At 65.6% G+C, this 24,819-nt stretch carries 21 protein-coding genes; 11 read left to right on the top strand and 10 right to left on the bottom strand.

From position 1 onward, the window contains the following. Positions 1 to 52: 52 nt before the first annotated feature. Positions 53 to 886, bottom strand: coding sequence for a DUF3883 domain-containing protein (locus KKQ75_RS10060; protein WP_250131063.1), 834 nt, complete (start codon positions 884 to 886; stop codon positions 53 to 55). A gap of 83 nt (positions 887 to 969) precedes the next feature. Then, positions 970 to 1,989, bottom strand: a complete 1,020-nt coding sequence (locus KKQ75_RS10055; protein ID WP_213362006.1) for an AraC family transcriptional regulator — start codon at positions 1,987 to 1,989, stop codon at positions 970 to 972. Positions 1,990 to 2,198: 209 nt separating this feature from the next. Between KKQ75_RS10055 and KKQ75_RS10050 the strand changes: the two genes are divergently transcribed. The 3 genes from KKQ75_RS10050 (at position 2,199) to KKQ75_RS10040 (ending at position 6,245) form a co-directional block, all read left to right on the top strand. Beyond that, positions 2,199 to 3,350, top strand: coding sequence for an acyl-CoA dehydrogenase family protein (locus tag KKQ75_RS10050; protein ID WP_213362005.1), 1,152 nt, complete (start codon positions 2,199 to 2,201; stop codon positions 3,348 to 3,350). 38 nt (positions 3,351 to 3,388) lie between these two features. Next, on the top strand, positions 3,389 to 4,582 hold the full coding sequence (locus KKQ75_RS10045; RefSeq protein ID WP_213362004.1) for a thiolase family protein: 1,194 nt from the start codon (positions 3,389 to 3,391) through the stop codon (positions 4,580 to 4,582). Between the two features lie 106 nt (positions 4,583 to 4,688). Continuing rightward, positions 4,689 to 6,245, top strand: a complete 1,557-nt coding sequence (locus KKQ75_RS10040; protein WP_213362003.1) for an acyl-CoA synthetase — start codon at positions 4,689 to 4,691, stop codon at positions 6,243 to 6,245. A gap of 91 nt (positions 6,246 to 6,336) precedes the next feature. Here KKQ75_RS10040 and KKQ75_RS10035 read toward each other — a convergent pair whose 3' ends face one another. Genes KKQ75_RS10035 through minC form a run of 4 tightly spaced genes read right to left on the bottom strand, consistent with a single transcriptional unit; the run spans position 6,337 to position 8,542 of the window. Beyond that, positions 6,337 to 6,648 carry a monooxygenase gene (locus KKQ75_RS10035; protein WP_284069729.1) on the bottom strand — a complete coding sequence of 104 codons (312 nt, stop codon included), beginning with the start codon at positions 6,646 to 6,648 and terminating at the stop codon, positions 6,337 to 6,339. After that, positions 6,648 to 6,911 carry a cell division topological specificity factor MinE gene (gene minE, locus KKQ75_RS10030; RefSeq protein ID WP_213362001.1) on the bottom strand — a complete coding sequence of 88 codons (264 nt, stop codon included), beginning with the start codon at positions 6,909 to 6,911 and terminating at the stop codon, positions 6,648 to 6,650. The genes KKQ75_RS10035 and minE overlap by 1 nt, the downstream gene beginning before the upstream one ends. A gap of 3 nt (positions 6,912 to 6,914) precedes the next feature. After that, positions 6,915 to 7,730 (bottom strand): septum site-determining protein MinD, encoded by an 816-nt coding sequence (minD, locus tag KKQ75_RS10025; RefSeq protein WP_091812675.1) that lies wholly within the window; start codon positions 7,728 to 7,730, stop codon positions 6,915 to 6,917. A 47-nt stretch (positions 7,731 to 7,777) separates the two neighbouring features. Then, on the bottom strand, positions 7,778 to 8,542 hold the full coding sequence (gene minC / locus KKQ75_RS10020; RefSeq protein WP_213361999.1) for a septum site-determining protein MinC: 765 nt from the start codon (positions 8,540 to 8,542) through the stop codon (positions 7,778 to 7,780). A 320-nt stretch (positions 8,543 to 8,862) separates the two neighbouring features. Between minC and KKQ75_RS10015 the strand changes: the two genes are divergently transcribed. The 6 genes from KKQ75_RS10015 to KKQ75_RS09990 all read left to right on the top strand — a co-directional run bounded on the left by KKQ75_RS10015 (position 8,863) and on the right by KKQ75_RS09990 (position 17,814). Then, positions 8,863 to 10,068, top strand: coding sequence for an efflux RND transporter periplasmic adaptor subunit (locus KKQ75_RS10015; protein ID WP_213361997.1), 1,206 nt, complete (start codon positions 8,863 to 8,865; stop codon positions 10,066 to 10,068). Positions 10,069 to 10,214: 146 nt separating this feature from the next. Next, positions 10,215 to 12,158, top strand: coding sequence for a MacB family efflux pump subunit (locus KKQ75_RS10010; RefSeq protein ID WP_213362767.1), 1,944 nt, complete (start codon positions 10,215 to 10,217; stop codon positions 12,156 to 12,158). An 8-nt stretch (positions 12,159 to 12,166) separates the two neighbouring features. Continuing rightward, a complete protein-coding gene (locus KKQ75_RS10005) occupies positions 12,167 to 13,642 on the top strand; it encodes an efflux transporter outer membrane subunit (RefSeq protein WP_213361995.1) in 1,476 nt (491 codons plus the stop codon). Between the two features lie 172 nt (positions 13,643 to 13,814). Further along, the gene (gene dnaN / locus KKQ75_RS10000) at positions 13,815 to 14,921 is read left to right on the top strand and encodes a DNA polymerase III subunit beta (RefSeq protein ID WP_213361992.1); all 1,107 of its coding nucleotides are present in this window, start codon (positions 13,815 to 13,817) and stop codon (positions 14,919 to 14,921) included. A gap of 333 nt (positions 14,922 to 15,254) precedes the next feature. After that, entirely contained in the window at positions 15,255 to 16,775 is a 1,521-nt protein-coding gene (locus KKQ75_RS09995) for an acetyl-CoA hydrolase/transferase family protein (protein WP_213361988.1), read from the top strand. Positions 16,776 to 16,989: 214 nt separating this feature from the next. Beyond that, a complete protein-coding gene (locus tag KKQ75_RS09990; RefSeq protein ID WP_213361986.1) occupies positions 16,990 to 17,814 on the top strand; it encodes an amino acid ABC transporter substrate-binding protein in 825 nt (274 codons plus the stop codon). Between the two features lie 43 nt (positions 17,815 to 17,857). Here the strand turns inward: KKQ75_RS09990 and KKQ75_RS09985 are convergent, their stop codons facing one another. Further along, positions 17,858 to 18,436: a TetR/AcrR family transcriptional regulator gene (locus tag KKQ75_RS09985; protein WP_213361985.1), complete on the bottom strand. Its 579-nt coding sequence runs from the start codon at positions 18,434 to 18,436 to the stop codon at positions 17,858 to 17,860. Between the two features lie 276 nt (positions 18,437 to 18,712). Here KKQ75_RS09985 and KKQ75_RS09980 point away from each other — a divergent pair, with 276 nt between their 5' ends. After that, positions 18,713 to 19,366, top strand: a complete 654-nt coding sequence (locus KKQ75_RS09980) for an amino acid ABC transporter permease (protein ID WP_213361984.1) — start codon at positions 18,713 to 18,715, stop codon at positions 19,364 to 19,366. Then, entirely contained in the window at positions 19,347 to 20,129 is a 783-nt protein-coding gene (locus KKQ75_RS09975; RefSeq protein WP_213361982.1) for an amino acid ABC transporter ATP-binding protein, read from the top strand. The genes KKQ75_RS09980 and KKQ75_RS09975 overlap by 20 nt, the downstream gene beginning before the upstream one ends. Positions 20,130 to 20,196: 67 nt before the next feature. On the opposite strand, the gene rsmA is transcribed toward KKQ75_RS09975, so the two are convergent. Genes rsmA through KKQ75_RS09960 form a run of 3 tightly spaced genes read right to left on the bottom strand, consistent with a single transcriptional unit; the run spans position 20,197 to position 24,553 of the window. Beyond that, positions 20,197 to 20,979, bottom strand: a complete 783-nt coding sequence (gene rsmA, locus KKQ75_RS09970; protein ID WP_213362765.1) for a 16S rRNA (adenine(1518)-N(6)/adenine(1519)-N(6))-dimethyltransferase RsmA — start codon at positions 20,977 to 20,979, stop codon at positions 20,197 to 20,199. Positions 20,980 to 21,035: 56 nt separating this feature from the next. Continuing rightward, positions 21,036 to 22,100, bottom strand: a complete 1,065-nt coding sequence (locus KKQ75_RS09965; RefSeq protein ID WP_213361981.1) for a peptidylprolyl isomerase — start codon at positions 22,098 to 22,100, stop codon at positions 21,036 to 21,038. Positions 22,101 to 22,114: 14 nt separating this feature from the next. Further along, positions 22,115 to 24,553 carry an LPS-assembly protein LptD gene (locus tag KKQ75_RS09960; RefSeq protein ID WP_213361980.1) on the bottom strand — a complete coding sequence of 813 codons (2,439 nt, stop codon included), beginning with the start codon at positions 24,551 to 24,553 and terminating at the stop codon, positions 22,115 to 22,117. Positions 24,554 to 24,819 lie beyond the last annotated feature (266 nt).

The following is a 24,819-nucleotide window of genomic DNA, read 5'->3' as shown; positions in this document are numbered from 1 at the left end:
TTCAAAGAGCGTGCCCCGCAAGCTTGGAGCGATCTTTGGCCGCGTGTCCCAATCAGGAAAAACTCGCCTGGTAGGTCACTGGGTCGAGTATGCAGTGGTCATTCAGTGCACCGGGCAGCTCGAATAGTTTCGGGGATGCGCGAAATTCGAAGAGCCGGTACAGATGAAACTGGTCGCTGAACGCTTTCGAGAAACCAAGCTCGCCGCGTGACACAAAAAAAGGCGTTTCCTTGTTGAAGGTCGTGGTCTTGACTTCAATGAATCGCTCGCGTCCGCTCTCGTCGAAGGATAGTATGTCGTAGCCCAGGCCGTCGCCCTTGTTCACGGAAACATGTTCGACTTTGTCCGCAAGTCGAGGGGCTCCAGAACGAATCAATCTCCAGTGTTCAAATTCGAGAACGAACTGTTCTCCGGCCAGGCCAAGCGAGGCATTGCGGCTCTCCTGTGCAAGATAGTCTCTCTTGACGCCTTCGGAGGCGAAATACTCCTCCGTTTCCTGTGCACGACGCGACACCTTCGGGGCTACAGCCAGCACCTTGGAAAAATCCACATGCGAAGGCGCGGTGGCGGGCAACTGCACTGCGGCCGAGGCCGCGGCATCCACCGGGCTCAATTTCCTGAACCGCTCTTCGACGACTTCGGCCAGGAGTTTCTGATAGTTCGCCCGAGCCAGATATCCCCGGATGCCGGGAATGCCCAGTTTTGCCAGAACCGCACTGATATTTCCATGCTTGAACTCGATGGACGCTTCTGAACGGTTATTGAGCAAAGGCAAGAGCCGTCTTCTGTGATCCGCCTTGCTGTATGCCTGGCCGCTCAATTCGAGCGTCAGCATGTGAAGGTAATCAGCAACAATGGCCTCTATCTCTTCGCGCGTCCATTCCATTGTTGGCCTCCGTTGATCGTAATACGTATGGGTCGCAGCCGTCCGCGACGCCATGTCGAGCCCCGACTGCTCGCGATGGGAGTTTACCTGGATGCCTGAGCCGGCCGCCGCCGATACGCCCCCGGCGCACTCCCCGTCCACTGCCGGAACGCCCGCTGAAAGCAGGTCGCATCCTCGAATCCCACGCGCTGCCCGATCTGCGCCACCGCCAGCCGGCTTTGCGTCAGCAGCTGGATCGCCACGTCGCGCCGCAACTCATCCTTGACTGCCTGGAAGCTGGTGCCTTCCGCCTGCAGCTTGCGCGCCAGCGTGCGTACGGAAAAGTGCAGCGCATCCGCCACTGCAGCGATGGTGACGGGCTGCTCCAGCCGCTGCTGCAGATGCTCGCGCACGCGGTGGCTCACGATGCGCTCGGCAAAGGAGACGAACATCCAGTCCGCCGGAGCGCGCGCCAGAAACGCGGACACCGATTGCTGCCCCTGCCGGATCGGCGTCTGCAACTGCTCCAGATCGAACCAGAGTGCCATCTCCGGCTGCTCGAAGCGCTGCGGCCCCGGATAGAGAAAGACATACTCCGATCCCTGTTCCGGCCGCGCGTGGGTGAAATCGACCTGCGCCAGCGGGATCTTGTGCCCCGCCAGCCAGGACGCCACCCCGTGCACCAGCTTGAGCATCATCTTCTGCGCAAAGGTGTTCTGCCGCACCGCCTCCGTGCGCGGCACCAGTGCCACCTGAACACGCGAGCCCTGCGTACGCAGCACGAAAAGCAGGTCATCCAGCAGCAGCCGGAAGTATTGCGTGAACCGGTACAGCGCCGTCACCAGGCTGGGTGAACCGATCAGGCTCAGGCACAGGAACTTGAGCGTACCGCCGCGCAGCGGGCGCGCAAACATGCCGGGGGTTTCGTCATCGCACTGCTGGGCCAGCAGGCGATACAGGCCGGCGAACTGTTGGTTGGTCACGCGGGCGCCCGCCTGTTGCAGCAAGGCCGGCGCAATGCCGGCACGCAGCACACAGGCCGCCTGCTGGTGCGAATCCAGTGCCGCGCCTTGCAGCAGATCGCGCACGAAATCGATGGGGATGGTGGGAAGGGAGTTTTGCATCACGGTTGGCTGATTATGCAAACTTTTCGGCCAGACTGGCCACTGTCATGCAAAGGCAGCGTGCCTAGAATTGATCCGGTTTTCCTGAAGAAAATCAGGTATAAGTGAAAACCCTTAGCGTGTGCAGCCAGCGGAAACACAGTGCTTCTCATTGGCGCACATTGTCAATATCGACCTTGAACAAGGCAGCGCAGGCTGCCCCTGACCAGATGCATTTCGCCCTTACCGATGAACAGCGCATGATCCAGCAACTCGCCCGCGAGTTCGCCAGCCAGGAGATTGCGCCCTTGTCCGCACAGCACGATCGCGAGCTGAGCTTTCCCTTGCAGGTGCATGCCAAGGCGCTGGAACTCGGCTTGCTCAACATCGCCCTGCCCGCCGAGTTTGGCGGCGCCGGCCTCGGGGCGCTCGAGGTGGCGCTTGTCACCGAGCAGCTCTGTCGCGCCTGCCTCGGCATCGGCACCGCGTTGTGCGTGAATGCGCTCGCGGCCGAGCCCATCCTGCTGGCCGGTACGCCGGAGCAGAAGCAGGCCTGGCTGCCCCGATTCGCAGCCGGCCAATTCGCCAGTTTCGCCCTGACCGAGCCCGGCGCCGGCTCCGACGCCGCCGGCATCCGCAGCACCGCCACCCGCGACGGCAGCGACTACATCCTCAACGGCAGCAAGATGTGGATCTCCAACGCCTCGCTCGCCAGCTTCTTCGTGGTGTTTGCCAAGACCGATCCCGCCGCCGGCCACAAGGGCATCAGCGCCTTCATCGTCGAGCGCGACAGCCCCGGCCTGACCGTGGGCGAGCCGCTGGGCAAGCTCGGCCAGCGCGCCGCACCCACCTGCGAAGTGTTTTTCGATGGCGTGCGCGTGCCGGCGCAGCAGCGTCTGGGCGCCGAAGGCGAGGGCTTTGCCATCGCCATGCGCACCTTCGACCAGTCCCGCCCCATGGTGGCGGCCTTCGGGCTCGGGCTGGTGCAGCGCTGCATCGACGAGGCGCTGCCTTACGCCACCGAGCGCAAGTCCATGGGCCAGCGCCTGATCGACCACCAGGCCGTGGCCCACCATCTGGCAGAGATGCAGATCCGGCTCGAAGCCTCGCGCCTGCTCACCTACCAGTCGGCCTGGCTGGCCGACCAGGGCCAGCGCAACACGCTGCAGGCCTCTGTCGCCAAGGCCTACAGCTCCGACGCCGCCATGTGGGCCGCCACGCAGGCGATCCAGGTGCTGGGCGGCATGGGCTACAGCACCGAATACCCGGTCGAGAAGCTGTTCCGTGATGCCAAGGTGCTGCAGATTTACGAAGGCACCAGCGAGATCCAGCGCAGCATCATCGCGCGCGAGATGGAGCGCGCCCTCGCCAGCGGCGCTTGAAGCCGAAAGCCGACTGACGTCAACCGCAAGGAATTCCCATGACCATCTCTCCCAACGACCCCGTCATCCTCTCCGCCGTGCGCACGCCCTTCGGCAAGCGCAAGGGCGCCCTGCGTGACACCCGCCCCGACGAACTGCTGGCCGGAGTGCTGCAACAGGCGCTGGCGCGCGCCGCCGTGCCTGCCGCGAGAATCGGCGACGTGATTGCCGGCTGTGTCAGCCAGGCCGGCGAGCAGGGCGCCAACATCGCGCGCCAGGCCGTGCTGCTGGCCGGCTTGCCGGAAACCATTCCCGGCGTCAGCCTCAACCGCATGTGCGGCTCCAGCCAGTACGCCGTGCATGCTGCGGCGCAGGCGATTGCCGCCGGCGATCTGGACTTTGCCATCGGCTGTGGCGTGGAAAGCATGAGCCGCGTGCCCATGTTCCTGGATCTGACGCTGGGCCAGCGTGATTTCACCGGATTTGACAATCTGCATCCGCGCATCCTCGAACGCTTTGCCATCCCGCACCAGGTCGAAAGCGCCGAACGCATTGCCGAACACTGGCAGCTCAGCCGCGCTGACTGCGACGCCTTTGCCATCGAAAGCCACCGCCGCGCCCATGCCGCGCGCCAGGCCGGCCTGCATGCCGAAATCACCCCGCTGCCCGGCGTGGACAAGGACGGCAATGCCATGCAGCTCGACCATGACGAAGGCGTGCGTGCCGTGGTCGACCGGGAGCGCATGTCCGGCATGCAGCCGGTGTTCCGCAGCATGGAGGAGGGTGTGGTGACGGCAGCCAACGCCAGCCAGATGTCCGATGGTGCCTCGGCCGTGCTGCTGGCCAGCCGCACCGCGGCCGATGCCCACGGCCTGAAGCCGCGTGCACGTTTTCGCGCCCGCGTGGTGGTCGGCTCCGATCCGGTGCTGCAGCTCACCGGCGTGATTCCGGCCACCCATGCCGCGCTCAGGCAGGCCGGGCTCAGCCTGGCCGACATGGACTGGATCGAGGTGAACGAGGCTTTTGCCAGCGTGGCGCTGGCCTGGGCGCGTGAATTCAATGCCGATATGGACAGGCTCAACCCCTGGGGCGGCGCCATTGCCCATGGCCACCCGCTGGGCGGCACCGGCGCCGGCCTGCTGGCCAAGATGCTGTCCGGGCTGGACCATGTGGATGGCCGCTTCGGCCTGCAGGTCATGTGCATCGGCCACGGCATGGCCACGGCCACCATCATCGAGCGCCTGCCCGATTGATGGCAGGTGCTTGCGACATAGCCCGGGCGATGCCATCCGATACACAGCCCCAAGTGCAAGCCCAAAACCACAGCGCCATGGAGCGCAATAAAAAAAAGAGACACCTATGACCCAATCCCTTTCCCCCGCCATCCGCCGCACCATCCGCAATACCCTGGGTGATGCGCTGCAGCGCGCCGTGCGCCGCTCCCCGAACAAGGAGGCACTGGTGTTCGGCGAGCGCCGCTGGACCTACCAGGACCTGAATCAGGCCGTCAACCGCGTCGCCCATGCGCTGCTGGCGCAGGGCTTGCAGCCCGGCGACCGTGTGGCCGCCTACGGCAAGAACTCCGACGCCTACGTGCTGCTCTGGCTCGCCTGCAACCGCGCCGGCCTGGTGCACGTGCCGGTCAACTTCGCGCTCACCGAAGGTGAACTGCGCTACATCGTCGAGCAGTCCGGCGCGCGTGCGCTGATCCATGACGTCAGCATGCAGGCCCACGTGGAACAGGTCCGCACCAGCCTGCCATGCGCCGTCTACGGCAGCTTCCATGGCGGCAGCGAGCTGGACGTGCTGGCCCTGGCCCAGGGCAACGGCCCGACCGAGGCGCCGGACGTGGACATCGACGAGAACGCCGTCTGCCAGATCCTCTACACTTCCGGCACCACGGCCGCCCCCAAGGGTGCGATGATGACGCACCGCTCGCTGCAGGCCGAATACGCCAGCTGCATCGCCGCGCTCGAGCTGAAGGCCTCCGACCGCTCGCTGGCCTCGCTGCCGCTCTACCACTCTGCGCAGATGCACGTGTTCCTGATGCCGCACCTGCTGGTCGGAGCCACCACGGTGCTGATTCCCGCACCCACGCCCGATGCCTGCTTCGAGGCCATCGCGCAGCACGGCATCACCTCCTTCTTCGCTCCGCCCACGGTCTGGATCGCGCTGCTGCGCCATCCGGGCTTCGCCAGGCACGACCTGTCCAGCCTGCACAAGGGCTACTACGGCGCATCCATCATGCCGGTTCCGGTACTGGAGGAATTGCGCCAGCGTCTGCCGCGCGTGCGCCTGTTCAACTGCTACGGCCAGAGCGAGATCGCCCCACTGGCGACCGTGCTGTCACCCGAAGAGCACGCCATTCAGCCCGCCTCCGCCGGCCGTCCGGTACTCAACGTGGAAACCCGCGTGGTGGACGACCAGATGCAGGACATGCCGCCGGGCAAAATGGGCGAAATCGTGCACCGCTCGCCGCAGGCCATGATCGGTTACTGGGACAAGCCCGATCAGACCGAGGAGGCCTTCGAGGGCGGCTGGTTCCATTCCGGCGACATGGGCTATTTCGACCAGGACGGCTTCCTGTTCGTGGTCGACCGCGTCAAGGACATCATCAATACCGGCGGTGTCGTCGTCTCCAGCCGCGAGGTGGAAGAGTGCCTGTTCACCCATCCTGCCGTGTCCGAAGTGGCGGTGATCGCCCTGCCTGACGAGCGATGGATCGAGGCTGTGACGGCGGTCGTGTGCCTGAAGGACGGCTTCAGCACCACCGAGGAGGAATTGATTGCCTACGCGAAGGAGCGCATGGCGCACTTCAAGGTGCCCAAGAGCGTGCACTTCGTGGATGATCTGCCCCGGAGTACGGCAGGAAAGCTGCTCAAGCGGGAACTTCGCAAGCAATTTGCCGCTGCCTGAAATCCCTCAAGGCAGCGAAGAGCAACTCGGCCGCAAACAGGATCCTGTCCCGCAAGGGCAGGATACTGCCTGCCGGTTGGGCAGCCCTGCCTCAGGCCCCGCGCAAGGGCCCCCGGTCAATCCCCGACAGCCCGGCATTCACCGAAAACAGCTTGGCATTCACATGCGGAATGCCAAAGCTCTTGAGCCGCGCCGTGTGCATGGCCAGATAGGCCTCGGCACTCTGGCGGTCGGAGAACAGGTAGATGCCGCCCGCTTCCTGCGTCTGCTGGTTTTCGGTCCAGATCTTCCAGATCAGTCCCGCTTCCTGCGCGATGGATTCGGCCAGCCCGCGCATGGCGGTGTGCATGTCTTCGCCCCAGGGCCCCTGGTACGGAAAATCGACTTGCAGCAGGGTAGGCATCAGCGCGCGTCCGGCAGTTCGATCTTCACTTCCAGCACTTCCAGGTTGTCCTGGCGATCCAGCTGCACCTTCAGGTCGTCGGGGTTGATCTTCACGTACTTGGAGATCACTTCGACCAGTTCGCGCTGCAGGGCCGGCAGGTAGTCCGGCTCGGCGGCGCTGCGGCCGCTGCGTTCGTGCGCCAGGATGATCTGCAGACGCTCCTTGGCCACACTGGCCGTCTTCTTCTTTTCGCCGAGCAGGAAGGACAGGAAAGATGCCATGGCTTAGCGACCTCCGAACAGGCGTTTGAAGAAGCCCGGTTTTTCCGCATCGGTAAAGCGCATCGGCTTGTCCTGGCCCAGGAAGCGGTCGATCACGTCCGAGTAGGCCTCGGCCACGTCCGTGCCCTTGGAGTGGATGGCAGGCAGGCCCTGGTTGGACGCCTGCAGCACCGCTTCGGATTCCGGGATCACGCCGATCAGCTTGATGCGCAGGATGTCCTGGATGTCTTCCAGGCTCAGCATCTGGCCATCCGCCACGCGGTTCGGGTTGTAGCGCGTGATCAGCAGGTGCTCCTTGATCGGTTCGGCACCGTCGATGGCGCGGCGCGTCTTGCTGCCCAGCATGCCCAGGATGCGGTCGGAGTCGCGCACCGAGGAGACTTCGGGGTTGGTCACCACCAGCGCCTCGTCGGCAAAGTGCATGGCCATCATGGCGCCACCCTCAATGCCGGCGGGAGAGTCGCACACGATGTACTCGAAGCCCATGCCGTCCAGGTCCTTCAGCACCTTCTCCACGCCCTCGAGCTTGAGCGCATCCTTGTCGCGCGTCTGGCTGGCGGCCAGCACGTACAGGTTGTCGCACTGCTTGTCCTTGATCAGCGCCTGCGTCAGGTTGGCTTCGCCCTGGATCACGTTGATCAGGTCGTACACCACGCGGCGTTCGCAGCCCATGATCAGGTCCAGGTTGCGCAGACCGACGTCGAAGTCGATCACGGCAGTCTTGTGCCCGCGCAGGGCGAGGCCGGCAGCGAAGCTGGCACTGGTGGTGGTCTTGCCCACGCCACCCTTGCCGGAAGTCACGACGACGATTTTGGCCATGTTTGCAGTTTCCTCTGGTTGAATACGTATTTGGTTGGTACAGGGTGTCAGTTCAGGGGCTCGATCAGCAGTTTTTCGCCGTCGAGCCGCACCTGCGCCGGTTTGCCGGCCACATCGGCGGGCAGTTCGGTTTCGGTGGTGCGGTAGATGCCCGCGATGGAGACCAGTTGCGGCTCCAGGCAGGTGCTGAAAATGCGGGCCTCGGTGTTGCCGCGGGCGCCGGCAATGGCGCGGCCGCGCAGCGGGGCATAGACGTGGATGTTGCCATCGGCGATCACTTCCGCGCCAAAGCTGACCACGGCCATCACCACCAGGTCGCCGCCACGCGCGTACACCTGCTGGCCCGAGCGCAGCGGCTTGTCGATGACGATGGTGCCGGGAGCGGGGGCAGGTATTTCACGCACCACTTCCACCTCGCGCACCACTTCGCGCACCTCGGGGGCGGGCGCGGCCGCCACCGGGGCCGCCGCGCGCACTGGCAGTTCCTCGGGCGCCGCCGCCAGGCCGGCCGCCAGCGCCGCCGCCATCTGCTGCTCGCTGCCGCCGCGCACCGCCACTGGCAGCGTGCGGTACTGGCGCAGCAGCGCCACGATGGCCGCGAAATCGATTTCCGCATCGCTCTCGCGCACGGTAGCCAGATCGATCAGCAGGGCATCGTTGTCGAAGAAGTCGGGGTCGTTGGCCAGCTGGGCGGCCAGGTCGGAAGCGAGCGCGCCGGTATCGGCGGTCTTGAGGGCGAGGGCCACCACGGACAGGAAGGCGCTCTTGAATTCAAAGCTGGTGCGGCTCTGGGCCGGCGTTTCGACGGACATGGGTGGCGTTTGAGACAGATCGGCGGTAGCAGGCAGTGTCGCCTGCAAATGCCAAAGTGTACCGCGCGTAACGCAACATCCTGTATCAGCGCGTATCGAAGCGGTGCAGGCGGCACAATCGCTGACGACATTCCCCGGAAAATGGCGCTGCGCCCGTGCCGCGTGCAACAATGCAGCAGGCAGGCCGCAGGTGCTCCGGCGCAGGCTGGCGGGGAACTTCCTGGCATGGTACGGGTCAGCCATGGAGGCGCATGCATGCGCCGCGCTCCCGCAGCAACTGTGGCTGCCTCATCCGATTCGAACAACACACGCACGACAACATGTGGAAAAAAATCAAGGCTCATCCCTGGTGGACGGTGCTGGCACTGGTGCTGCTGGCACTGGCAGGCTGGCTTGTTTATGCGCAATGGTTTGCCAAGCCGCCGGCGCCCCCGCTCATCACCGCGCCGGTGGAGCGCGGCGACATCGAGGATGCGGTACTCGCCTCCGGCACCATCCAGGCGGCCCGTCTGGTGAACGTGGGTTCGCAGGCGTCCGGCCAGGTCAAGAAACTGCACGTCAAGCTCGGTGACGTGGTGCAGGTGGGGCAGCATATTGCCGATATCGACGCCACCACGCAGCAGAACAACCTGAAGGATGCCCAGGCGGCACTCACGTCGGCGCGGGCCCAGCGCGGTGCACGCGAGGCGGCGCTGGTGAAGGCGCGTGCCGAGTTCACGCGCCAGAAGTACATGTACGAGCGCGACGCTGCCAGCAAGGCCGACTACCAGGCGGCCCAGCAGACCCTCGCCGTGGCCCAGGCCGACCTGAAGGCGGCCGATGCCCAGATCGCCCAGTATGCGGTGCGCGCACAGACGGCCCAGGCCAACGTCGGCTACACCCGCATCACTTCGCCTACCACGGGCACGGTGGTGGCCATCGTCACCGAAGAAGGCCAGACGGTGAACGCCAACCAGACGGCGCCCACCATCGTCAAGGTGGCCCAGCTCGACACCATGACCATCCAGGCGCAGATTTCCGAGGCCGACGTGCCGCGCGTCAAGCCCGGCATGAGCGCCTACTTCACCATTCTCGGCGAGCCGGACCGCAACTACCCGGCCACGCTGCGCAGCGTCGAGCCCGGCCCGATCGACATGACCAGCTACGAGGGCAAGGCCACGGCGAGCACCAGCAGCAATGCCGTGTACTACAACGGCCTGCTCGATGCCCCCAACGCCGACGGCAAGCTGCGCATCCAGATGACGGCACAGGTCACCATCGTGCTGCAGCAGGCGAAGAACGTGCTGGCGATCCCGGCCGGCGCGCTGGGCAAGCGCGTCAAGGGCCAGGAGCGCACGTATACGGTGCGTGTGGCCACCGGCGCCAAGGGCGCGCAGACCGTGCAGGAGCGCCAGGTGAAGATCGGCCTGAACAACCGCGTGCAGGCCGAGGTGGTTTCGGGCCTGAAGGAGGGCGAGCAGGTGGTGGTGGGTGATGCCAGCGGCGGCAAGGCCAGCGGCCAGCTGCGCGGCCCGAGGATGTTCTGATGATGGCGCCGGGCGACGCATTGCAAACCGCCTCCCCGGAGGCCCTGGAAGGCCATCCGCTGCTGACGCGCGACGTGGAGCCGACCGTGGCCCAGGGCGTCGAGGGTGCGCCAGTGCCGCCTCCCGTCCGGTCGGGAGAGCCGCTCATGCGCGTGCGCAATGTGGTGCGCGAATACCCGGCCGGCGACGATGTGGTCGCCGTGCTGCAGGACGTGAACCTCGACATCCATGCCGGCGAGATGGTGGCCATCATCGGCGCTTCCGGTTCGGGCAAGTCCACGCTGATGAACATCCTCGGCTGTCTGGACCGGCCCACGCGCGGCAGTTACCAGGTCGAGGGCCGGGAAACCGGCCGCATGGATCCGGACGAGCTGGCGCGCCTGCGGCGCGAGCACTTCGGCTTCATCTTCCAGCGCTACCATCTGATGGGCGACCTGCACGCCGTCGGCAACGTGGAGATTCCTGCCATCTACGCCGGCGTGCCTCCTGCGGAACGCCACGAACGCGCGCGCCGCCTGCTGACCCGGCTCGGCCTGGCCGAACGCCTGGGCAACAAGCCGGGCCAGCTCTCCGGCGGCCAGCAGCAGCGCGTCTCCATCGCGCGCGCGCTGATGAATGGCGGCGATGTGATCCTGGCCGACGAGCCCACCGGCGCGCTCGACCAGGCCAGTGGCCACGAGGTGATGAACATCCTCAAGGAACTGCACGCCGACGGCCATACCGTCATCCTGGTCACGCACGACGCGAGCGTGGCGGCACACGCCCAGCGCATCGTCGAGCTCAGCGACGGGCGCATCGTCTCCGACCGGCTCAATCCCGGCGCCAATACCGAGCTGGCCGTCAAGGACGACTCCGACGTGCCGCAGCAGAAGAACAGCTGGGCCGCCGCTTGGGGCCGCTTCGGCGAGGCGGCGCAGATGGCCGTGCGCGCCATGATCGGCCACAAGATGCGCACGCTGCTCACCATGCTCGGCATCATCATCGGCATTGCCTCGGTGGTCTCGGTGGTGGCGCTGGGCGAGGGCTCGCGCCAGAAGATCCTCAGCGACATCAGCGGCATGGGCACCAACACCATCGACATCATGCCGGGCTCCGGCTTTGGGGACCGCACCTCCGGCCGCATTCGCACCCTGGTGCCTTCCGATGCGCAGGCCATGCTGCGGCTGCGCTATGTCGACAGCGTCTCGCCCAACGTCAGCACCACGCGCACGCTGCGGCGCGGCAACCTCGACAAGACGGCCACCATCAATGGCGTGGGCGAGCAGTTCTTCCGCGTGCGCGGCTACACGGTGGCTGATGGCGCGCTGTTTGACGAGGACAGTGTCCGGCGCCAGACCCAGGATGCGGTGATCGATTCCAATACCTACGAGGCCTTCTTCCAGCCGGGCGAGCATGCCGTGGGCAAGGTGCTGCTGATCGGCACCGTGCCAGTGCGCGTGATCGGCGTGACGGAGAAGAAGGAGAGCCCCTTCGGCAACCCCGATGCGCTGAACGTCTGGCTGCCCTACACCACGGTGATGGGCCGGCTGATGGGTACCAGCCACCTGCGTTCCATCACGGTGCGCGTACGCGACGACGCCGACAGCACGGCGGCCGAATCCGGCATCACGCAGATGCTGACGCAGCGCCACGGCAAGCAGGACTTCTTCACCATGAACTCCGACAGCATTCGGCAGACCGTGGAAAAGACCACGGCCACCATGACGCTGCTGGTGTCCGCCATTGCGCTGATCTCGCTGGTGGTGGGCGGCATCGGGGTGATGAACATCATGCTGGTGTCGGTCACCGAGCGCACGCAGGAAATCGGCGTGCGCATGGCCGTGGGAGCGCGCCAGGGCGATATCCTCAAGCAGTTCCTGATCGAGGCGGTGCTGGTCTGCCTGATCGGCGGCGTGCTGGGCATTGCGCTGGCGCTGCTGATCGGCTGGGCGTTCGACTATCTCAGCGGCGGCAACTTCAGCATGGTGTTCTCGGTGGCTTCCATCATCGCTGCCTTCTCCTGTTCCACCCTGATCGGCGTGCTGTTCGGCTATCTGCCGGCCAAGCGCGCGGCCCAGCTCGATCCGGTGGATGCCCTGACCCGACAATGAGCACTCGCATGGCTTCCCTTCGTCCTGTTCCCGTTTTCCGTCCGGCACTGCAGCGTGGCCTGGCGGCCCTCGCTGCAGCCGGCGTCCTGGCCGGCTGTGCCAGCACCGCAACGCCCACTCCGGCAGTGCAGGTGCCGGCGCAGTGGCAGCACGCCCGCGGCGCCACCCCAGGCCAGGCCTTGCCGGACCGCTGGTGGCAGGCCTTCGGCGATCCGCAGCTGGACCGTCTGGTCGAACTGGCATTGCAGCGCAATGCCAACCTGGCACAGGCGGCGTACAAGGTGCGCAATGCCCAGCTGCAGGCCGGCAATGCCGCCGACAACCGCCTGCCCACGCCCAGTGCCAGTGTCAACACCAATGCCAGCCGCCCGCTGGATGGCGATGGCGGCACCAACCGCAACTACAGCGCCAGCCTGGGCGTAAGCTGGGAGGCCGATCTGTGGGGCAAGCTCGCCACGCAGCAGCGCATGGCCGACTGGGAAGCCGTTGCCACCGAGCAGGACCGCCAGGCGGCAGCCCATGCGCTGGTCGCCACAGTTGCCAGGACCTGGTGGCAGCTCGCCGTGAACGAGAACAAGCTGGCCAGCCAGCGCCAGAGCCTGGCGCGTGCCGGCAAGACGCTGCAGCTGGCCGAAGTGCAATACCGCGCGGGCGCCATCTCGGGGCTGGATCTGGCGCAGGCACGCCAGTCGCAGGCCAGCCAGCAGGCTGCCATCCACCAGCTGGAGCAGCAGGGCACCGAGTTGCGCAATGCCCTGGCCATCCTGTTCGACCAGCCGCCGGGCCAGCTGCCGCCCGAGGCCGGCAAGCCGCGCCTGCCCAATCTGGCGCACCTGCCCGTGGTTCCGGCCGGTGTGCCGGCCGAGCTGCTCGGCCGCCGCCCCGACCTGCAGGCGGCCGAACTGCGCCTGCGTTCCTCGCTGGCCAACGTCGATGCCGTGCGCAAGAGCTACTACCCCACGCTCAGCCTCACCGGCAGCCTGGGCGGCAGCAGCAATGCGCTGTCGCAACTGCTGAGCAATCCGGTCGGCACACTGGGCGCCGGCCTGATCCTGCCGTTCCTGAAGGCAGGCGAGATGCAGCGCAATACGTCCATTGCGCAGAACAGCTACGAGCAGGCCGTGCTCGGCTTCCGCCAGACGCTGTACCAGGCCTTTGCCGACGTGGAGAATGCCCTGTCCGGCCGCACCAACCTGCAGCAGCAGGCCGCGCAGCTGCAGCAGGCGCTGGCCCAGGCCGAACGGGCCGAGCAGCTGATGGAAGTACGCTACCGCGCCGGCGCCGTGCCGCTCAAGTTCTGGCTGGATGCGCAGGAAACGCGCCGCAGCGCCGCGCTGGCGCTGCAGGACGTGCAACTGGCGCGGCTGGTGAACCTGGTCACGCTGTACCAGGCGCTGGGCGGCAGCCCGCTGCTGGCGCCGGTGCCGCTGGAACAGGCGCCCCTGCGCACGCAGCCGGCGGAGACTGCCACCATCGGCGCCTGACGGCGCTGGTTTTCCCTGCCATTGCGCCGGCTTGCGTCCGGTCAGGCGTGGAGCGCGCAAGCCTACACTACAATAACAGGCACATTTGCCGGCCTGTGCCCGCAGAAGGTGCACCGGTTTTTCGCATGCGGCGCCGCATCCGTCCATTGACACACAGAGACATCCCAACACCATGCAAGTCTTGAAAGCACCCCAGGCCCAGGTCCTCACTGCCCTGCAATCGGTGGCCGGCATCGTCGAACGCCGCCACACGCTGCCGATCCTGGCCAACGTGCTGCTGCGCAAGCATGGCGAGATGATCCAGCTCATCACCAGCGATCTGGAAATCCAGATCCGCACCACCGCCCAGCTTGGCGGCGATGACGGCGACTTCAGCACCACGGTCGGCGCGCGCAAGCTGATCGACATCCTGCGCACCATGCCGGCCGACCAGATCGTCAGCCTCGAATCCAGCCAGAACCGCCTGATCCTGAAAGGCGGCAAGAGCAAGTTCACGCTGCAGACCCTGCCGGCCGAAGACTTCCCGCTGGTGCAGGAAGCGGCCAGCTTCGGTCCCTCCTTCAGCGTGCCGCAGAAGGTGCTCAAGCAGCTGCTGTCGCAGGTGTCTTTCGCCATGGCCGTGCATGACATCCGCTACTACCTCAACGGCATCCTGTTCGTGGCCGAAGGCAAGAAGCTCAGCCTGGTCGCCACCGACGGCCACCGCCTGGCCTTCACCAGCGCCACGCTGGATGTGGAGGTGCCCAAGCAGGAAGTGATCCTGCCGCGCAAGACCGTGCTCGAGCTGCAACGCCTGCTGTCCGACGCCGAAGGCGCCATCGAGATGCAGTTCGCCAACAACCAGGCCAAGTTCGGCTTTGGCGGCATGGAATTCGTCACCAAGCTGGTCGAGGGCAAATTCCCCGACTACAACCGCGTCATCCCCAAGGACCACCGCAACCAGGTCACGCTGGGCCGCGCGCCGCTGCTGGCGGCGCTGCAGCGTACCGCCATCCTGACCAGCGAGAAGTTCAAGGGCGTGCGCCTCAACTTCGATGCCAACACCCTGCGTGTGGCCTGCAACAACGCCGAGCAGGAAGAGGCCGTGGACGAGCTCGACATCGACTACAGCGGCGATCCGATCGAGATCGGCTTCAACGTCACCTACCTGATGGATGCCCTGGGCAACATGGGCCAGGACATGGTCAGCGTGGCCCTGCAGGACAGCAACAGCTCCGCGCTGGTCACCATCCCCGAGAACGAGCAGTTCAAGTACGTCGTGATGCCCATGCGCATCTGATACGCATGGGTGGCAGGCGTCATGCTGCAATGCAGCATGACGTTTAATTGTCGCATCCGGGACATTTATCCCTGAAAACGACGGGATTTGGCTTCCTTTTGTCGTGAAACTGTTTGTAGAATAGCGCAAAATCTAGGGTTTACCCTGAACTTACCCGGTTCAGGGGTTAGCGTCATGGCGGTACTGATCCGTGTCCTGTCGCTCCTGCGTGCACAGCGCGGGGCCGGGCACGGCGGTTGATCACCTTGCCGCCTTGCGTGCGCATCCTTCCCAGTTTCGGTATCACATGGACGGGAGGATGCATGGCTGTTTTCTCTCCCATTCAGGTCTTCCATGTCTACCGAATCCCGCGTACTCCATCCCGCCTTCCGTCAGAAAATCATGAGCGCCGAGCAGGCCGCTGCCCACATCATGCCCGGCGACAACATCGGCATGAGCGGCTTCACCGGCTCCGGCGCACCCAAGCTGGTGCCGATCGAGCTGGCCAAGCGCATCGAGGCGGCCCATGCCCGCGGCGAAAACTTCCGCGTCGGCGTCTGGACCGGTGCCTCCACCGCGCCCGAACTGGACGGCGCGCTGGCCAAGGTCAACGGCATCGAGATGCGCCTGCCCTACCAGTCCGACCCGATCTGCCGTACCAAGATCAACGAAGGCACCATGCAGTACGCCGACATCCACCTGTCGCACGTGGCGCAGTACGTGTGGTTCGGCTTCTATGGCAAGCTGAACGTGGCCGTGGTCGAAGTGACGGCCGTGCTCGAAGACGGCTCGCTGGTGCCCTCCACCTCCATCGGCAACAACAAGACCTGGCTGGACCAGGCCGACAAGATCATCCTGGAAGTCAACAGCCGCCAGAGCATGGCGCTGCAGGGCATGCACGACATCTACTACGGCACCCAGGTGCCGCCGCATCGCCTGCCGATCCCGATGACGCACAGCGACAACCGCATCGGCACGCCCTATCTGCGCGTGGATCCGGCCAAGGTGGTGGCGGTGGTGGAAACCGACCACAGCGACCGCAACACCGCCTTCAGCGCGCCCGATGCCGAATCCGAGCAGATCGCTGCCCACCTGCTGGAGTTCTTCCAGCACGAGGTGAAGCTGGGCCGCCTGCCCTCCAGCCTGCTGCCGCTGCAATCCGGCGTGGGCAACATCGCCAACGCCGTGCTGGCAGGCCTGAACAAGGGCCCGTTCAACAACATGACGGCCTACACCGAAGTGCTGCAGGACGGCATGCTGGACATGATCGCCTCCGGCAAGCTGCGCCACGCGTCCGCCACGGCCATCAGCCTGAGCGAGAACGGCCTGAAGTATTTCGAGGAAAACATCGAGGCCCTGCGCAGCCGCATCCTGCTGCGCCCGCAGGAAATTTCCAACCACCCCGAGCTGATCCGCCGCCTGGGCATTCTGGCCATGAACGGCATGATCGAGGCCGACATCTACGGCAACGTGAACTCCACGCACATCATGGGCACGCGCATCATGAACGGCATCGGCGGTTCCGGCGACTTTGCGCGCAACGCCTACATCTCGGTGTTCATGACGCCGTCCACTGCCAAGGGCGGCAACATCTCCTGCATCGTGCCCATGGTAAGCCACGTGGACCACACCGAGCACGACGTGCAGGTGCTGGTGACGGAGCAGGGCCTGGCCGACCTGCGCGGCCTGGCGCCCAAGGCGCGCGCCAAACTGGTGATCGAGAAGTGCGCGCATCCGAGCTTCAAGGACCAGCTCACCGACTACTACGAGCGCGCCCTGCGCGAGTCGCCCGGCAAGCACACGCCGCACATCCTGACCGAGGCGCTGTCCTGGCACCAGCAGTTCGAGGAAACCGGCACGATGAAGCGCGGCTGATCCGGCTGGAATCCGGGAGTGTAGCAAGGCTTCCGGCATCCGCTGCCTGCCGCGCCTCGTGGGGCGCTGCGGCAGATCCAGAAAAGGGCAGGGCGGACAATGTCTGCGCCTGTCCTTTTTTCTTGCGCTTGCGCCGGCCCCGGTCACTCCGGGGCAGAACTGCTGTGCTGGGCGCGTTATCATCGACCTATCTTTACCTGCAACGAGCCGTAACATGCAACGACGTACTTTCGCAACCCGCACCGCCCTTTCCCTGATCGCCGCTTCCGCCCTGCTGTGGGGCTGCAGCAAGTCCGCGCCCGAGCAGGCCGCCAGCGCTGCTGCCAGTGCCGGCGCCGCCGCCGCTGCCAGCTACACCAAGGTGGTGGTGGGCCTGGACGACAACTTCCCGCCCATGGGCTTCCGTGACGAGAAGGGCGAGCTGGTCGGCTACGACATCGACATGGCACGCGAGGCCGGCAAGCGCCTGGGCATCGAGATGGAATTCAAGCCGATTGACTGGAGCGCCAAGGAGGCCGAACTCAACGGCAAGCGCGTGGACATGCTGTGGAACGGCATGACCATCACCGAAGAGCGCAAGAAGAACGTCGCCTTCACCAAGCCCTACATGCAGAACCACCAGATCATCATCGTGACCGCCAAGTCGCCGGTGCAGGCCAAGGCGGACCTGTCCGGCAAGGTGGTGGGTGTGCAGGATGGCAGCAGCGCCGTCGATGCCGTGGCCAAGGAAGCCGATCTGGCCAAGTCGATGAAGGAAATCAAGAAGTTCGGTGACAACGTCGCCGCGCTGATGGACCTGAACACCGGGCGCCTCGATGCCGTGGTGGCGGACGAGGTGGTGGGCCGCTACTACACCAGCAAGAAGCCGGGCGAATACCGGGTGCTGGAAGAGAACTTCGGCAGCGAGGACTACGGCGTGGGCCTGCGCAAGGAAGACACCGAGCTGCTGGCCAAGCTGGACAATGCGCTCGACGCGATGAAGACCGACGGCACGGCGCAGAAGATCTACGCCAAGTGGTTCGAGGAAGCCAAGAAATAAAGGGGAAGCACGGCGGCCTCTGCAGGAAGGAGGCCGCCTGCCATCAACGCGTGGCCGTAGCGGCGCTGGCGGAATCGAGCGCAAACAGGCGCTGCAGTTGCGCCATGGCGATGTCGTACGGATCGATCCGCATTTCCGCCCGGCACAGCACGATGGCACCCTGCACGGTGGACAGGAACAGCATGACGAACTCCTCCGGCGCAGCCATGCCCGAGCGTTTCATGGCTCGTACCACGGCCGCGTGCAGGCGGGCAAAGGCGAGGCGGTTGACTTCGTCCAACTGCATGCCGGCATTCGAAAGCACCGCGGCGGCAATGGCGCAGCCGGCCTCGCAATCGTTGCTCAGCAGCTTGTTGCGCCAGAGCAGGACCAGTTGCTCCAGCATGGCCGCCGGCGTACTGGCGCGCAGCTCGTTCAGGGCGTTCTCGAGCTGGTCGGCGAACCAGTCCAGCGCCGCCTCGATCAGTTCCTGCTTGCCGCCGGGAAAATGGTGGTAAATGGAGCCGCGGGAGGCTCCGGTCAGCAGCAGCACCTCCGCGAAGGAAGTGCCCGGCACGCCCCTACGCGCCACAACCTGGGCAGCGCATGCAATCATGCGATCGCGCATACTGGGCTGCGACATGAATGGTGTCTCCAATCTCTGGTGGTCTGAATGCTGGAACCGTGTGCTCTCGCGTGAAATTCTCCACACACTGATTGAGTATATCGACCGGTTTTCCGGTGGCTATGCCGGCCGGCATACTCGCTTGGGAGAATGGGAGTGCTGCATGTGTTCCCGATAGGGAAGGCCGCGCAGCGATGACCGGAACCGGCGGAAAATCAAACTCCGCAGGCGCGAATCAGGCTATCATTTCAGGTTGCCGGGTTCATTGCCCGCTTCCCTGCCCAATAGCACCCCATGGATTCCCTCATCGCGATGCTGCCCCCCCTGATGGAAGGGGCCGGCACCACGCTCAAACTGTTCTTCATCACGCTGCTGCTGTCCATCCCGCTCGGGCTGGCGCTGGCGCTGCTGCGCCTGTCGCGCTGGGCGGCGGTACGGCAGGCCGTGAGCGGCTACATCTGGCTGATGCGCGGCACGCCGCTGATGCTGCAGCTGCTGTTCATCTACTTTGCGCTGCCCTTCGTGCCGGTGATCGGCATCAGGCTGCCCGATTTTCCGTCGGCGGTGGTGGCGTTTTCGCTCAACTTCGCGGCCTATTTCGCAGAGATATTCCGCGCCGGCATCCAGAGCGTGGACAAGGGCCAGTACGAGGCGGCCAAGTCGCTCGGCATGAGCTACAGTCAGACCATGCGCCGCATCGTGCTGCCGCAGATGGTGCGCCACATCCTGCCGCCCATGAGCAACGAGACCATCACGCTGGTCAAGGACACGGCGCTGATCTACGTGCTGGCCCTGAATGATTTGCTGCGTGCCGCGCGCAACATCGTGCAGCGCGAATTCACCGTCACCCCCTTCCTCGTGGCGGCGGCCTTCTACCTGATCATGACACTGGTGCTCACCTGGGTGTTCCAGCGCATGGAGCGACACTATGCCCGACAGGACCAGTAATCCCGCACCCGCCCTGCGCCTGCACGAGGTGCACAAGCGCTTCGGCAGCAATGCCGTGCTGCGCGGCGTGTCGCTGCAGGTGGCGCCGGGCGAGGTGATCGCCATCCTCGGCTCCTCCGGTTCGGGCAAGTCCACGCTGCTGCGCTGCATCAACCATCTGGAAACCATCGAGCGCGGCGGTATCGAGATCGCCGGCGAAACCCTGGTGCAGAACGATGCCGCCGGCCATGCGCGCTATGCCGACGAGCGTTCGGTGCGCCGCCTGTGCGCGCGCACCGGCATGGTGTTTCAGCACTTCAACCTGTTCCCGCACATGACGGTGCTGGAGAACCTGATCGAGGCGCCGATGACGGTGAAGGGCACAAGCAGTGCGCAGATCGTGCCCAAGGCCGAGGAACTGCTGCGCAAGGTCGGCCTGCAGGACAAGCGCGATGCCTATCCCGGGCGCCTTTCCGGCGGCCAGAAGCAGCGCGTGGCGATTGCCCGCGCGCTGGCCATGGAGCCGGAAATCATGCTGTTCGACGAACCTACCAGCGCGCTCGATCCGGAGCTGACCGGCGAGGTGCTGCGCACCGTGCGCCAACTGGCGGCCGAGCACATGACCATGCTGGTGGTGACGCACGAGATGGCGTTTGCGCGCGAAGTGGCGCACCGCGTGCTGTTCATGGACCAGGGCGTGATCGTGGAAGACCGGCCGGCGCAGGATTTCTTTGCCAGCCCGCAGCATCCGCGCGCGCAGGCATTCCTGCAGCATATGCTCTGATCGGTGAGGACGGCAGCGAAAGCTGCAACCAAAGCCCTGGGGCGTGAACGCTGGCGTGTACGTTCAGTCAATCGCGCAGCGAGGCGTGCTGCGCCAGCAGCACATACTCTTCCACCGGTACTTCCTCGGCCCGGCGCTGCAGGTCGAATTCACCGGAAAATTTCTTGTCTTCCAGCCAGTGCCCCAGCGTATGGCGCAGCAGCTTGCGGCGCTGGCTGAAGGCCGATTGCACCAGCGAGCCAAACCGGGGCACATCCAGCTCCGGCGGCGCGGCCAGCGGCACCATGCGCACCACGGCGCTGTTCACTTTGGGGGGCGGATCGAAACTTTCGGGCGGCACGAACAGCACCTGCTCCATGGCGTAGCGCCATTGCAGCATCACGCTCAGGCGGCTGTAATCACCGTGGGCGGGCGTGGCCACCATGCGGTCGATCACCTCCTTCTGCAGCATGAAGTGCTGGTCCTGCACCACGTCCACATGGTCCAGCAGGTGGAACAGGATGGGGGTGGAAATGTTGTAGGGCAGGTTGCCGACGATGCGCAGTTTCGGCCAGTCGCGCTCCGCCGCAAGCAGGGTGAAATCCACCTTGAGCACGTCGGATTCGATCACGTCGAGTTGCGGATGCAGGCGCAGGCGCGCCGCCAGATCGCGGTCCAGCTCGATCACCGTCATGCGGCCGGTACGCTCGACCAGTGGCTGCGTCAGCGCTGCCAGGCCGGGGCCGATCTCGACCAGGCGCTCGTCCGGCTGCGGGTCGATGGCCCGCACGATGCCGTCGATGATGCCCTGGTCCTGCAGAAAGTTCTGGCCGAAACGCTTGCGTGCCACATGGCCGCCACCACCGGCCACCGCGCGCGGCTTGCGCACGCCCTGCGGCGGGCGGGACGGAGTGCGGCGCGGCGTGCTCAACGCGGCTCCGCGCGCATTTCGATATAGGCGCGGTTGCGGATCTCGTTTTCCCACTGCTGCAGGGCCTGGGCGGCCTTGCGCTCACGCAGCGCGGCGCGGGCCACGGCGATCTGCTGGGCTTCGTTCATGGGTTCGGTACGGCGTTCGATCAGCTGCACCAGATGCGCACCGAAGCGCGACATGAAGGGCTGGCTCATCTGGCCGGGCTTGAGGCGGTCGAGCTGCTGCTCGAACTCGGGCACGAACTGGCCGGCCGGCGCCCAGCCCAGGTCGCCGCCGGCGCTGGCGCTGCCGTCCTGCGAGAGCTCGCGCGCGGCGCTGGCGAAGTCGGTCTTGCCGGAGGCGATGCTGGCGCGCACCGCCGCCAGGCGGGCCAGCGCCTGCTGTTCGCTCAGGTTTGGTGCCGGGCGCAGCAGGATGTGGCGGGCATGGCTTTGCTCGGCCATGAGCGTGGCACCGGTCTTGCGCTGCTCGTCGCGCAGCAGCTGCAGGGCCTCGACGTCGCTGATGCGGGCCACTTCGGCGTTGATGCGGGCGTCGCGCACGCGCTCGAGCAGGATCTGGTCGAGCAGGCTCTGGCGGTACTGGCTGGCGGTGATGCCGCGCTCGGCGATGATGCGCTTGCGGAACTCGTCCACGCTCATCTTGCGGTCGCGGGCCAGGTTGGCCTCGATCTGGCGCAGTTCCTCGTCGCCCACGGTCATGCCGCTGTTGCGGGCGGAGAAGGTGGCGGCCTTCTGCAGGATCTCGTCATTCAGGGCGCGGCGCAGCAGGGTGGCACGGTCGGGCACCGCCACCTTGTTGGCGCGCAATTGCTGGGCCAGCATGCCGGCGCGGCGGTTGACTTCGTGGTTGGTGACCGGCTCGCTGTTGACGATGGCGACAATGTAGTCGCCGCTGCGGCTGGAGCTGGCCGGCGCATTCTGTGTGGCTGCAGCCTTGGCGGCGCGGGCCTTCTTGCCGGCCGTCTGGGCCTGTGCAGGCAGCGCGGCGGCCGACAGGCCGAGCAGCAGGGCGAGAGCCAGAGAGCCGGAGCGGGATTGCTTCAGGGTGGATTTCATCGTGCCATCACCTTTCAGTTGTATTCGGTAAAGCGGCTGCGCTCCAGCGTGCGGTCGCGCAGCAGCATGTAATTGGGAACATTCTCGCGGAAAGTGCGGATCGGGCTGGAGCCGATGCGCGACAGGCCGACGAATTCGAGCTGGAACATGATCTTGTTGTCCATCTTGACCACCGGCGTTGCCTGTGTCTGCTGGCGGCGCAGGGCGATGCGGCCGATCCAGCAGCAGGCATCGTATTCGAGGCCGAGAATCGAGTCCACCACGCGCCTGTCGGGCAGCGAGTAGTAGACGCGGCCGACCGAGTACCAGCGGCCAGGACCCTGGCCCAGGCCGGGGCCGCGGTCTTCGCCCTTGTCACCCCACAGGTCGTTCAGCGGCCATTGCCAGCCCACATCCACCTGCTCGGATACGCCGCGCTGCAGGCGATAGTTGGCCGAGATGGTGCGGTACGGACCGGGCGAATAGCTGGCACCGACCACGCTGCGGATGCTGCGCCGGCTTTCCGGGTCCCACTGCACGCTGGCGCGCGCATTCCACCTGGGGTTCCACTGGATGTTGCCGTCGAACAGCAGGTTGCTGAAGGAGAATTCGTTCGGCTGGTCCGCCGCGTTGAGCGTGACCTGGCGTGTCTTGAACTGCTTGCGTCCGGCCACCGTGAAGCGGGCCAGTTCGGCGCCGTTGTCGGCGTCGTACAGGCGGCTGGTCAGGCCGGCCGTGACCGCCTGCGCATCGGCGATGCGGTCGTCGCCCGAGAACGGGTTGGCGCTGAAGATGCTGGCGAGATTGAAATCCTTGAGCGAGCTGTCGTACACCGGCAGGAAACCCTGGTCCTTGTACGGCGTATAGGCATAGAACAGGCGCGGTTCCAGCGTCTGCTGCACCTTGCGGTCGAACAGCGTGGTGTTGCGTTCGAAGGTCAGGCCGCTGTCCACCGTGAAGGTCGGCAGCACGCGGCTCGCACTGGTGGCGCTGTTGGCCATGGGGGCGTCGGTGTTGTACTGTGTGGCGTGCAGCTGCAGCGTGGGTGTCACGTAGCCCCAGGGGCGGATCCAGGGGTAGCTCAGCTGGCCAACGGCATAGCTGCGCGTGCCGTTGGGAAAGCCGGTCAACTCCGGGCGCGACTTGAAGCGCGTCACATCCAGATCCAGCGCCAGATCGAAGCCGTTCAGGTCGCTGCGGGCATAGCGCGCATGCGCCTGCGGCAGCTTGTCGAAGGGCGGCACGATGGTATCGGGCTGCTGCAGCGTCTGCCAGCGCTGGTGCGTGACGTAGGCCGACCAGTTGCCCAGGCCCCAGCTGAGCGTGGCGGTACTGGGCAGCACCCGCTCCGTCAGGTCGGTATAGCTGCTGGTCATGTCGCGGAAATCGCGCCAGTAGTTGTCGTCGCTGACGCGGCGCATGTTCAGGTTCAGGTTGAAATTCCCCCAGTTGGTGGTGGGAATCGCCTGGGTGTGCGCCAGCTGGTAGCGCCAGCGGGCGCTGTCCTCGCGCAGGCGGTCCTTCGGCATGTAGCTGGCATCGATCTGGCCGCTGTAGCTGTTCTCGAGGTAGCGGAACTGGCCGTACAGGTCGATGCCGCGCTTGCTGATGATGGTGGGCGTCAGCGTGGCGTCGCGGTTGGGCGCGATGTCTACGTAATACGGTTGCGCGTACTCCACGCCGCTGGTGCTGCTGAAGGAGAGCGTGGGCGGCAGCAGGCCGGAGCGTCGCTTGTCCGATAGCGGAAAGCCGACGCCGCCCGGCAAGGGCAGGATGGGGACGTTGTAGAACACCAGCGCGCCGTTTTCCACGTAGCCTTCGTCCTGTTCGGCATCGATGATCAGGCGCTTGCCGCGCACGTACCAGGCCGGGTTGGACTTGCCATCCTTGCGCGGCTCAGCGCGGCAGGTGGTGTAGATGCCGTCGTGCGCCACGCTGTGCTTGTCGTCGAGAAACTCGATCTTGCTGGCCGTGCCGGTACCGCCGGTCTGGAGGATGGAGTAACTGACGTTGTCGAAGCTGCCCTGGAACGAGTCCATCTGCAACTGCAGCCGGTCGCCGCGGTAGATGTTGCCTTCTCGGTTGATATAGACCTTGCCGGTGGCCGTGACGGTATCGCTGGGCTGGTGGTAGTGCAGCGTGTCGCTGCGGATCACGCTGCCGGGCTGGCGCAGTTCGGCATCTCCGGTAGCGGTGAGTTCGAGATCCACCTGGCCGTCGATGCGGTCGGCATGGATGATGGAGATGTTTTGTCCGGCCGCTGCCGCAGGCACTTTTTCATCGAGCCAGGGGCTGGATTGCAGGGCCAGCGGGGCGCTCTGCGTGCCGGGCAGGGCGGCGTCGGGCTGGGCCTGCACCGGGGCCGCGGCCAGACTGGCACACAGCAGCACGGCGCCGGCAGCCACGGGCGTGAGGGTGCGCCGGCCGCCGGCCGGGCGCGCTGCCAGGCTGCGGCCGCGGGCCGGGAGAACCATGCCGGAAGGCTGGGACGAGTGCTGAAGCAAAACCACGCGTTTCCTGTAGTGACGGGGAAGGCTGCGCGGCCATGCTGGCGCCTCAGCCTGCCAGGGCCGGATTGCTCCGGACTCCTGCAAATCCTGCCATTTTGCCAGTCAAACCCGGAGATTGCAGCGAATGGCCTTGCCGAAATGTTGCAGAGTACTGGCTTGTAACGCCGCACAAGCGCTGCAAAACCCCGCGCAGGCGGCATCGCTGCATACAATGGCAGTTTCAGGCCATG

It is taken from the genome of Brachymonas denitrificans (genome assembly GCF_907163135.1).
Taxonomy (GTDB): Bacteria; Pseudomonadota; Gammaproteobacteria; order Burkholderiales; family Burkholderiaceae_C; genus Brachymonas; species Brachymonas denitrificans_A.
This window is presented reverse-complemented; position numbering and strand designations above follow the sequence as displayed.

What these genes read in the sequence shown, in the direction of transcription:
- KKQ75_RS10060 (WP_250131063.1), bottom strand. Translation starts at nt 886, where the DNA reads ATGGAATGGACGCGCGAAGAGATAGAGGCCATTGTTGCTGATTACCTT.
- KKQ75_RS10055 (WP_213362006.1), bottom strand. Translation starts at nt 1,989, where the DNA reads ATGCAAAACTCCCTTCCCACCATCCCCATCGATTTCGTGCGCGATCTG.
- KKQ75_RS10050 (WP_213362005.1), top strand. Translation starts at nt 2,199, where the DNA reads ATGCATTTCGCCCTTACCGATGAACAGCGCATGATCCAGCAACTCGCC.
- KKQ75_RS10045 (WP_213362004.1), top strand. Translation starts at nt 3,389, where the DNA reads ATGACCATCTCTCCCAACGACCCCGTCATCCTCTCCGCCGTGCGCACG.
- KKQ75_RS10040 (WP_213362003.1), top strand. Translation starts at nt 4,689, where the DNA reads ATGACCCAATCCCTTTCCCCCGCCATCCGCCGCACCATCCGCAATACC.
- KKQ75_RS10035 (WP_284069729.1), bottom strand. Translation starts at nt 6,648, where the DNA reads ATGCCTACCCTGCTGCAAGTCGATTTTCCGTACCAGGGGCCCTGGGGC.
- minE (WP_213362001.1), bottom strand. Translation starts at nt 6,911, where the DNA reads ATGGCATCTTTCCTGTCCTTCCTGCTCGGCGAAAAGAAGAAGACGGCC.
- minD (WP_091812675.1), bottom strand. Translation starts at nt 7,730, where the DNA reads ATGGCCAAAATCGTCGTCGTGACTTCCGGCAAGGGTGGCGTGGGCAAG.
- minC (WP_213361999.1), bottom strand. Translation starts at nt 8,542, where the DNA reads ATGTCCGTCGAAACGCCGGCCCAGAGCCGCACCAGCTTTGAATTCAAG.
- KKQ75_RS10015 (WP_213361997.1), top strand. Translation starts at nt 8,863, where the DNA reads ATGTGGAAAAAAATCAAGGCTCATCCCTGGTGGACGGTGCTGGCACTG.
- KKQ75_RS10010 (WP_213362767.1), top strand. Translation starts at nt 10,215, where the DNA reads ATGCGCGTGCGCAATGTGGTGCGCGAATACCCGGCCGGCGACGATGTG.
- KKQ75_RS10005 (WP_213361995.1), top strand. Translation starts at nt 12,167, where the DNA reads ATGGCTTCCCTTCGTCCTGTTCCCGTTTTCCGTCCGGCACTGCAGCGT.
- dnaN (WP_213361992.1), top strand. Translation starts at nt 13,815, where the DNA reads ATGCAAGTCTTGAAAGCACCCCAGGCCCAGGTCCTCACTGCCCTGCAA.
- KKQ75_RS09995 (WP_213361988.1), top strand. Translation starts at nt 15,255, where the DNA reads ATGTCTACCGAATCCCGCGTACTCCATCCCGCCTTCCGTCAGAAAATC.
- KKQ75_RS09990 (WP_213361986.1), top strand. Translation starts at nt 16,990, where the DNA reads ATGCAACGACGTACTTTCGCAACCCGCACCGCCCTTTCCCTGATCGCC.
- KKQ75_RS09985 (WP_213361985.1), bottom strand. Translation starts at nt 18,436, where the DNA reads ATGTCGCAGCCCAGTATGCGCGATCGCATGATTGCATGCGCTGCCCAG.
- KKQ75_RS09980 (WP_213361984.1), top strand. Translation starts at nt 18,713, where the DNA reads ATGGATTCCCTCATCGCGATGCTGCCCCCCCTGATGGAAGGGGCCGGC.
- KKQ75_RS09975 (WP_213361982.1), top strand. Translation starts at nt 19,347, where the DNA reads ATGCCCGACAGGACCAGTAATCCCGCACCCGCCCTGCGCCTGCACGAG.
- KKQ75_RS09965 (WP_213361981.1), bottom strand. Translation starts at nt 22,100, where the DNA reads ATGAAATCCACCCTGAAGCAATCCCGCTCCGGCTCTCTGGCTCTCGCC.
- KKQ75_RS09960 (WP_213361980.1), bottom strand. Translation starts at nt 24,553, where the DNA reads ATGGTTCTCCCGGCCCGCGGCCGCAGCCTGGCAGCGCGCCCGGCCGGC.